Annotated in this window: 5 protein-coding genes and 1 pseudogene; 5 read left to right on the top strand and 1 reads right to left on the bottom strand. The window is 71.3% G+C overall.

Features of this window, described 5'->3' with window-relative positions:
- Positions 1-187: pseudogene (locus tag ACRDP3_RS00250) on the top strand (DNA alkylation repair protein); the annotation flags it as partial.
- Positions 188-275: 88 nt separating this feature from the next.
- Here ACRDP3_RS00250 and ACRDP3_RS00245 read toward each other — a convergent pair.
- A complete protein-coding gene (locus ACRDP3_RS00245) occupies positions 276-2933 on the bottom strand; it encodes an FG-GAP-like repeat-containing protein (protein ID WP_431514725.1) in 2658 nt (885 codons plus the stop codon).
- Positions 2934-3264: 331 nt separating this feature from the next.
- On the opposite strand from ACRDP3_RS00245, the gene ACRDP3_RS00240 reads away from it, so the two are divergent.
- The 4 genes from ACRDP3_RS00240 to ACRDP3_RS00225 all read left to right on the top strand — a co-directional run bounded on the left by ACRDP3_RS00240 (position 3265) and on the right by ACRDP3_RS00225 (position 8501).
- Positions 3265-3828: an RNA polymerase sigma factor gene (locus ACRDP3_RS00240; RefSeq protein WP_431514724.1), complete on the top strand. Its 564-nt coding sequence runs from the start codon at positions 3265-3267 to the stop codon at positions 3826-3828.
- A gap of 27 nt (positions 3829-3855) precedes the next feature.
- Positions 3856-4578, top strand: coding sequence for a hypothetical protein (locus ACRDP3_RS00235; protein ID WP_431514723.1), 723 nt, complete (start codon positions 3856-3858; stop codon positions 4576-4578).
- Positions 4579-4860: 282 nt separating this feature from the next.
- Positions 4861-5601, top strand: coding sequence for a hypothetical protein (locus ACRDP3_RS00230; protein WP_431514722.1), 741 nt, complete (start codon positions 4861-4863; stop codon positions 5599-5601).
- Between the two features lie 326 nt (positions 5602-5927).
- Positions 5928-8501: an N-acetylmuramoyl-L-alanine amidase gene (locus tag ACRDP3_RS00225; RefSeq protein WP_431514721.1), complete on the top strand. Its 2574-nt coding sequence runs from the start codon at positions 5928-5930 to the stop codon at positions 8499-8501.
- The last annotated feature ends 32 nt before the right edge of the window (positions 8502-8533 follow it).

The raw sequence follows: 8533 nt of genomic DNA, 5'->3' as shown, positions 1-8533 counted from the left end.
GAACCACTGCCTGGCTCAGATCGGGATCGAGCACACCGGGCACCGCACCCGTGCGATCGACATCGGTGAGCGCCTGGAGGTGCTCAAGGACTACCCGACTTCCCCGGGCTGCACGTCTCCGTTCGCGCCCAGCTGGATCACCGAGATGGTGCGCCGACAGCACGATTGGCAGAAGGGTTCGCCCTGATGCGGCGGAGCGGCGCGAGGCGGCCGGGGTCCCTTCTCCTGGACCCCGGCCGCTGTTCGGAGCACCCCTGTTCGGAGCGCTGTGGGTGCTACGGCGCCATGGTCTCGCCGATGTGAATGCCTGCGGGTGCGCCCAGTGCCGTGGTGCCGTAGTAGGCGCCCGAGCTGGTCACGATCCCGCTGGTGCTGCTGTTGTCCAGCTGGAGGATTGTGCCGTTGTACGCGTCCTCTCCCTCGGCGCCGATGGCGAGGTCGGCCCGGGTGTAGCCGGACAGGTCGGTGAGTGAGACGGACGAGCCGAGCCGGTCGTCGGACTCGGTGGCGCCCGGCACCCCGGTGGTGTCCTGGTGGTACGAGACCGAGCCGGTGGCCGTCGGGCCGGTGGCCGTGCCGCGCAGCAGGATGACCTGACCGGCGTTCGTCCGCGAGACGCCGCTGCGGGTGGTGTCCTCGCCCGGCACGCCGGTGAGAATGTCGTCGTATCCATCGAGGTCGACGTCGCCGATGGAGACCGAGGCGCCCATGTCGTCGCCGGTCTCCCCGGCGCCGGGGACGCCGGTGGTGTCCTGGCCGATGGTCTTGCGACCGGTCGCGGTCAGGCCGGTGGACGAGCCGAGGACGGCCGTCACCGCGCCGCCCTTGAGCGTGTGGCCGGACTCCGTGGTGCTCGGCTGGCCGAGGGCGAGGTCGGTGTAGCCGTCGCCGTTGAGGTCGCCCGCGGCGAGCGAGCGGCCGCCGCTCGCGCTCAGAATGCCGGCGCGCTGCAGCCCGGTCGCCGAGCCCTTGAGCCAGAGCAGGCGGCCGGTGCCGCTCGGGTCGCGGAAGCTGATCGCGACGTCGGCGTAGCCGTCCTTGTTGAAGTCGCCGGTCGCGGAGCTCGCGTAGCCGACGGCCGCGGTGTACGCCGAGGTACTCAGGTAACCGGCCTTCTCCGCACCGGACTTGCCGTCCCACGCCCACCACCGGCCGGGCTTGCCCGGGGCGACCGAGAGGACGTCCGCGTTGCCGTCCGCGTTGAAGTCTCCTGAGGTGACCGAGGTGCCGAGCTTCTCGCCGGCGGTGCGGGTGGCCGCGTTGGTCCAGTAGCTCTTGCCGCCGGCCAGGCCGGGGCCGTACAGCACCGACGTCTGGCCGGTGTCGGTCTGCGTCGAGGTGCCGTTCTCACCCGGGGTACCGACGATGAGGTCGGCGTAGCCGTCGCCGTTGACATCGCCCCAGGCGTTGTCGGAGCCGAAGCGGTCCCCGGCCTCGGAAGTGCCGGGGACTCCGGCGCTGTTCTGGTTGAGGGTCTTGCGGGTGGCGGACTCGGGGCCGTCGGTGGTGCCGGGCAGGACCGTGACGCTGCCGTCGCTGCTCGCCGTCCGGGGCAGACCGGCGACCAGGTCGGTGATGCCGTCCCTGTTGAAGTCCGAGGTCGGAATGGCGGAGTTGTGGCCAGGGCCGGCCGCGAAGTCGCGGATCACGGAGAGCTTGCCGTAGAGGTTCTTGCCCGGGCAGGCGGTAGCGAACGCATCGCGGTGGCCGGAGATCACGCTCATCGTGGCCTGCTGTCCCTCGTTGTACTTGCCGGTGTCGCCCATGGCCGTGAGGGTCACCGAACCCTGGGGATCGCCGCCGTACTGGCCGAGCTTCCAGGCGGCGACGCGGGCGGCGGACTGCTGCGCGGCCGTGGTCGGCCGCCCGGCGGGCTTGCCGGTGGCGGTGTCACCCTCGAAGTCACCGAGCAGTGCGATGCCGGTGGAGTAGCTGTTGAAGCCGTAGGTGTGCGCGCCCTTGACCGGCAGGTCGGCGCCGCCGCCGCGGCCCTCGAAGATCCGGCCGCACTTGTCGACCAGGAAGTTGTAACCGAGGTCGTTCCAGCCCTCCGTCTTGACGTGGTACGTCATGATGCCGCGGACCAGAGCGGCCGATTCGGCGCAGCTGTAGTTGTTCGAGCCGACGGTGTGGTGGATGTAGACGGCCTGGATCTTGTCGATGTACTCGGCGGGGTCGTCGACCGTGGACTCGTCCGCGCCCCACTGGGCGCGGTCGATGATCGGCGGCCGCTTCTCGGTCGACGGCGGCGCGGTCGGTTCGGTGGGAGTGGGCGACGGGGTGCCGGTGTCCGTCGGGGTGGGCGACCCGCTCGGAGCGTCGGTCGCGGTGCTGCTCGGGGACGGCGGTACGGACTCGGGGGACGTCGCGGTCTCCGTCGGCGTGACGGTCTCCGCCGGGGCCGCGCCCGGCGTCTCGTCCACGGTGAACGCGACGTTGTCCGGGACCGTGGCGGCCGGGTTCCCCCCGGCCTCGGCGGCGCTCACGCCCGGGTCGACCATGTGCAGCTTCAGGTTCTTGGGCAGCGCCTTGGCAGCCTTCACCCGTACCTGCACCGCGGTGGACGGGCCGACCCACAGCGGCTCGGACGCTCCACGCGCCGCGCCCTCGGAATCGTCCGGCCCGTGCGAGTCCATCTCCAGCGCCTGCCAGCCGGACCACTTACCGTTTCCCGCCTCGCGGGTACGCACCTGAGCCGTGCCCGCGACCTCGGCCGTGGCGCCGTCCCAGCCGATGCCGACGAGCGAGAACGGCTCGGTGCTCGTGGCCGGCAGTTCCCTCTCGTTGGCCCCGCCCTTGGCGAGCTCGAACGTCCGGAGCTTCGCGGGACGCTTCTCGGGACCGGAAGGGCCCTGATTCCCAGGCGGATCGGCTATGGCGACCGTGATCACGCCGGCCCCGCTCAGGATGACGGCACCCAGGGTCAACCACACCCGGCGTTTCTTGATCAGTGTCCGGTACGCATGCGATCTTCGCGGTCTCAAATGCTCCACTCCTCATGGAAGTTCACTGCGGCCTACCCGTCACATGGGTGGCCCGCCGTACCCAGCGCATACCGCCCCCGGAACGTCACCGGTCACGGGGTCCGTGTGACCCGGGTCACTCCTCATCCCTCGCGGTCGACCGGACTGTCGTCCGTGACGGGCGGTCGGGCGGGTGCGGACTCCGGGTGACGGCGGTGTGACACTTCTCGGCCTCCGCGCGCAGAGTGTGGGGATATGCGTCCCGGCGGTGCGGAGTTGGTACGGAGAGGGAAGCGTGGGGGTGTGCGACGCGGAGCTCGGCGCTGCCGTTGAGCGGGCTCAGCAGGGGGACGAGGAAGGGTTCACGATCGCGTACCGGCTGGTGCAGCCCGGCCTGATCGCCTACGTCCGAGGTCTGGTCGGTGACGATGCCGAGGACGTGGCCTCCGAGGCCTGGCTGGAGATCTCCCGCGACCTGGGCCGCTTCCGTGGCGACGGTGCGGGTTTCCGGGGCTGGACGGCGACGATCGCCCGCTACCGTGCCCTGGATCATCTGCGCAGGCAGAGGCGGCGTCCGCGCACCTCCTTGCTGGAACAGGACATGCTGGAACTGCCGGGCGGACGCGACACGGCCGCCGCGGCCCTGGAGAGGCTCTCCACCGAGCAAGTCCTCGAACTGATCGGCAGTCTGCCGCGCGACCAGGCGGAGGCCGTACTGCTGCGTGTGGTCGTAGGGCTCGACGGGCCGGCGGCCGCGCGGGTGCTGGGCAAGCGCCCCGGGGCCGTACGCACCGCTGCACACCGCGGACTGAAGGGGCTGGCGGTGCGGCTCACCAAGGCTGGAGCGGGGCGGTGTGATGCCTAGGGCACAGTGCACGCTGAAGGTGGAGACATGAAACCCGAACGGGAAGATCCCTGTCCCCCCGAGGCACTGCTCGAAGCGGTGAACCGCCCCGGCGCCCTCAGTCCGGCCGCCGAGGAGCAGGCGCTCCAGGCCTTCCGCGCGGCGCACGAGAAGGGCCTGCACGCGGCGCCGCTGCGGCGGCGCAGACGGGACGACTGGCGGCCCGCCGGCGAGCGTCGCCGGGCACGGTCACTCAAGGCGCTGCTGGGAGGTGTCGTCGCGGCGGCGGTGCTCGGCGGGGTCGCGGTGGCAGCGGGGGAGGGGGCCATCCCGTCGCCGTTCGGGGCTGACGCGGAGCCGAAGCCGGTGCGGAGCGCGCCCACGGTACCCGGCGTGGGCAAGGAAACGGCTGATGACGGGCGCGGGGAGCGGGCACCACGGCGTTCGGCGATGCCCACTGCGTCGGCCTCGCACGAGGCTCCGAGGGAACGCCCGGGTACGGCACGGGACACCGTCGCGCACTGCCGCGTCTACCTGGCGGCAGTGGAGCGACAGGGCAAGGCACCCGGGGACGCGGCGGTAGCCCGGCTTGCGGCGGCGGCGGGCAGCCGGGGGGCCGTACCGGCCTATTGCGAGCGGTTGTCGGCCGCCGAGCGGCAGGGGACGACCGGGCCGAACCGGGCGAAGAGGAGCCCGAAGCAGCCCGGAAAACCGGGGCCGAAGGACGCGCCGGTCTCGGCCGGCAAAGGCGCGGCGCCGAACTCCAGATGAAGGCGGTCTCGCGGAAGGTGTTGCGCACGGAAGTGAGCGGTCTCCGGACGGGGGAGCCGGTCGAGCCGGCCTCGCCCTGCTCCCGGCCGGCCTTGCCGCGGGTACGGATCTCGCGGACGCGGCACCGCTGCACGGAAGCCTGCGGGGCCACTCACCCGCCGGCCGCGTCCCCAACTCACGCTCTTCGCCAGGTCCTCTGTGCGGAGTCCCACGGTAGGTCGTGCCATGTCCGATCCCCTTGACCTCGATCCATACGCGATGTGGCGGCGCGCACTCGCCGAAGTGGACCGGGTCTTCGCGTCACCTCCCGGGCTCGACCGCCCGGTGGACGGTTGTACCCACTGCACGCCGGAGTCGGAGCTGCGCATTCTCGGTGGCGATCCCGCTGCCGTATCGGATGATCTCCTCGGACATTTCATGCGCCAGGTCGTCGGCCACTGGGAAACGGACCAGTACCCCGTCCTGTGGCGTCGCCTCATGCCTCGTGCACTGCGCTCTTGGGGCCCGGACGGTCCTAGCACCGAACTGGCCTTGGAAATCGGTCATCTCGCTCCCTATGGGGCCGGGCTCGTCGACTGGCCGAAGCCTGAACGTGCTGCGGTCGAACAGGCCTTCAGGGCACTGCTGGCCATCGCCCTGACCGATGGCCGGCCGCCCCGGAGGTGCACCGACCTCATAGAAGGGATCGCCCACGCGACGGACGGCCTGGAGCCGTGGCTGGAGGCCATCGCTGGGCTTTCCGGCTCCGAGGCGGATGCCGGCCTGGTCCGCCTTGCTTTCGGCTGGGCGACAGAACTCCTGTGGGAGGAGCTTGAGTTCTGGTGGTGGTACGACGGTGACCCCCAGGTGATCGCCCTATGGCTGCCCACCCAGCGCGGCCGCATCGCCGCCTTCGCCGCGCGGCACCCGCGATGCAAGACCGCGGCGGACACACTGATCGCGATCGACCGACTCCAAGCCGGGGGACACAGCCCCTGGCTGTACCCGTACGGCTTGAACGAGTACCTCAAACTGGCCTCATGACGAGACTGCCGTACCGCAGCAGCACCGCTGATGGCAGGGGCGAGGGAGAGTACGACTGATCCCCGGGCCGGCCAACGCAGAACGGCGCCATCGCTTTGCGCCAACTCCGTCTGTCTGTAAGCGGCATCGCCGTGGAGAGCCACCTCTGTGACGTCTGGAGGGGGAGCCGCGCTCTATAGGTGTCACCTGGTGCGACAACTGTTCCGGGGATTCCGAAGGGGCGAAGTCACGTGGATTTGCGCAGATCGCATGCGTATCGGCCGCTGTCTGTGAAGTGGCGGGTCTGGTTGACCATAGGGACGGTTGCCCTTGGTGGTTCGGGGGTCGTGGCTGTGGCGGTCGCCACCCCGCCGCAGAGCAATGGTGGGCGCAGCGCGGTGCACGCTGCGCTGCACACCACCGCGCTCGAGACCCGGGACGGCGGGAAGGGGCTGAGCCGCCGCGAGGTGAAGCCGTTCAGCATGCTGGGTGTGTCCTGGCCGGACGAGAAGGCCGCCCTGCGCGGGACGGCGCAGGTGCGCACGCGCGGCGCCGAGTCCGGGGCGTGGAGCGACTGGAAGACGCTGAAGGCGCAAGCCGGGGCGGGCGCGCGGGCGGCCTCCGAGCCGCTGTGGGCCGGACCCTCCGATGCGGTGGAGGTGCGTGTCACCACCAAGGACGGGACGTCCGTCGATCGGCTGCCGCAGGGGATGCGGCTCGACATGGTCGACCCGGGCAGGCCCACCGCCGGAGCTACGAAGCTCGCCGCCGAACCCGCGGCGTATGTGGCCGAGGACCCCACCGCGTCGCCGAGTGACGGCGCCTCGCCCAGCGATGCCGCTTCCCCCAGCGGCAGCGCTTCCCCCAGCGATGCCGCCTCTCCCAGCGGCAGCGCCTCTCCCAGCCCCACCGGGCCTCCGACCGCTCCCCCCTCGACCGTCACCACTCCCCCCATCGTGTCGCGCGCCCAGTGGGGAGCCGACGAATCCCTCGTCACCGGACCCCCTGCCTACGCGGAGAAGGTCAAGGCCGCTGTCGTCCTCCACGAGGCCGGGACCAACGACTACAGCTGCGCCGACTCCCCTGCGATCGTGCGTGCCATCCAGCTCTACGACACCAAGTCGAAGGGTCTGTCCGACATCGGGCGCAACTTCGTCGTCGACCGCTGCGGCACCGTTTTCGAGGGCCGCGCGGGCGGCAAGAACCTGCCTGTGGTCGGCCAGCACACTGTCGGTTTCGACTCCGGCACCGTCGGCATCTCCGTGCTCGGCGACATGAGCACCGAGAAGCCGAGCCCTGCCGCCTTGGAGTCCATCGCCCGCGTCGCCGCCTGGCGGCTCGGCCAATACGGCCTCAACACCCGCAGCGACGTGGTCCTGACAGCCGATGCGGACAACGCCGCGCACAAGGAGGGGGATCGGGTCTCCGGCCGGGCGGTCTTCGGTCACTACCAGCTCGCGGGCGGCACGAGCCCGGGCCAAAAGCTCGCCGACAAGCTGGACCAGATCCGCACCATCGGCATCCTCAAGACCGTCAACTCCGCCCACCAGAGCGCCGATACCAACCGTGACGGCCTCGCCGACCTGACGGCCGGCACTCCGAAGGGCACGGCGGCCGGCGCGGCCGGCGCGGGCACCGTGACCGTTGTCCCCGGCGGGAAGGACGGCCTTGCGGCCACCGCCAAGAAGACGCTGTCGCAGTCGTCGGCCGGGGTACCCGGTGCCTCCGAAGCGGGCGACGGCTGGGGCACCGCCACCGCATACGGCGACATCGACTACGACGGCTACGCCGACCTCGTCGTCGGCGCCCCCGGCGAGGACGACACCTCGGGGCGCTCGGACACGGGCTCCGTCACCGTGCTGCACGGTCCGTCCTTCACCACCGCCCGGCAGCTCACCATCCCGTCCGCGGAGCGCACCTCGGGCGAGAAGCTCGGCAGTGCGGTAACCGTCGCCGACTTCAACGCCGACGGCAAGTCCGAGGTGTTCGCCGTGGCGCCCGGAGTGCCGGGCTCCTGGTGGGTCTTCGACGGTACGACCGGCGCGGTGGTCAAGCACGGCAACCTCCAACCCGTCACCGGCGACAGCGCGTACACCCAGCCGGTCCCGCACGCCGACGCCACCACCACGGACCTCGCCGGCGAGGGCTACCAGGACGTGCTCGTGGCCTATGTGGAGCCGGGCGGCAAGGCCCGGACCGTCGGTGTACTCGGCGGGGCCACCGGGCCGGGCGAGCACACCGGCACCGTGCACGGACTCAGCGGCGGCCGCTCCATCGCTTCGGGCGACATCGACGGAGACGGTGACGACGACATCGTGACCGGCCAGCCGGATTCCGCCGAGGTCGCGGGGAGCTTCCCGGAGATGCCGACCACCGCCGGCGGCCAGGTGACCGTCCACAACAACGATGGTTGGGGCTGGTTCAGGACCCACACCATCATCGCCCAGAACAGCACCGGCTATCCCAGAGCCGGCGACACCGCGGGCGACAGCCTAGGTGCCGACGTGGCCGTCGGGGATGTCGACTTCGACGGCTACGCGGAGGTCCTCGCCGGCATCCCGGGCGAGGACATCGGTCCGTCCCACGCCTTCACCAAGGACGTGGGCGGCGTGCTGTACTTCCGTGGCTCGGCCACCGGGGCCACCGGCACAGGCGCCCGCTATCTGACCCAGGACACCGACGGGGTCCCCGGCGCAGCCGAATCCGGTGACGCGTTCGGCTCCGCCGTGACGCTTGCCGACTTCTCCGGCTGGGGCCGGGCCGACCTCGCGATCGGCGTTCAGGGCGAGAACGCCGGCGACGGCACCATCCTGAAGCTGGACAGCGTCAGTTCGGACATCGAGCTGGGCGGGACCTACTACGGCCGCACCAAGCTCGGCACCCCCGCCGGGCTGGGCCTGGGCCGGCACCTGAAGCCGTAACTCCTTCCCCACCGCAGGGGCCTCGCCCGCTC

The sequence above is a fragment of the Streptomyces sp. genome (assembly GCF_050698815.1).
Classification (GTDB): Bacteria; Actinomycetota; Actinomycetes; order Streptomycetales; family Streptomycetaceae; genus Streptomyces.
This window is presented reverse-complemented; position numbering and strand designations above follow the sequence as displayed.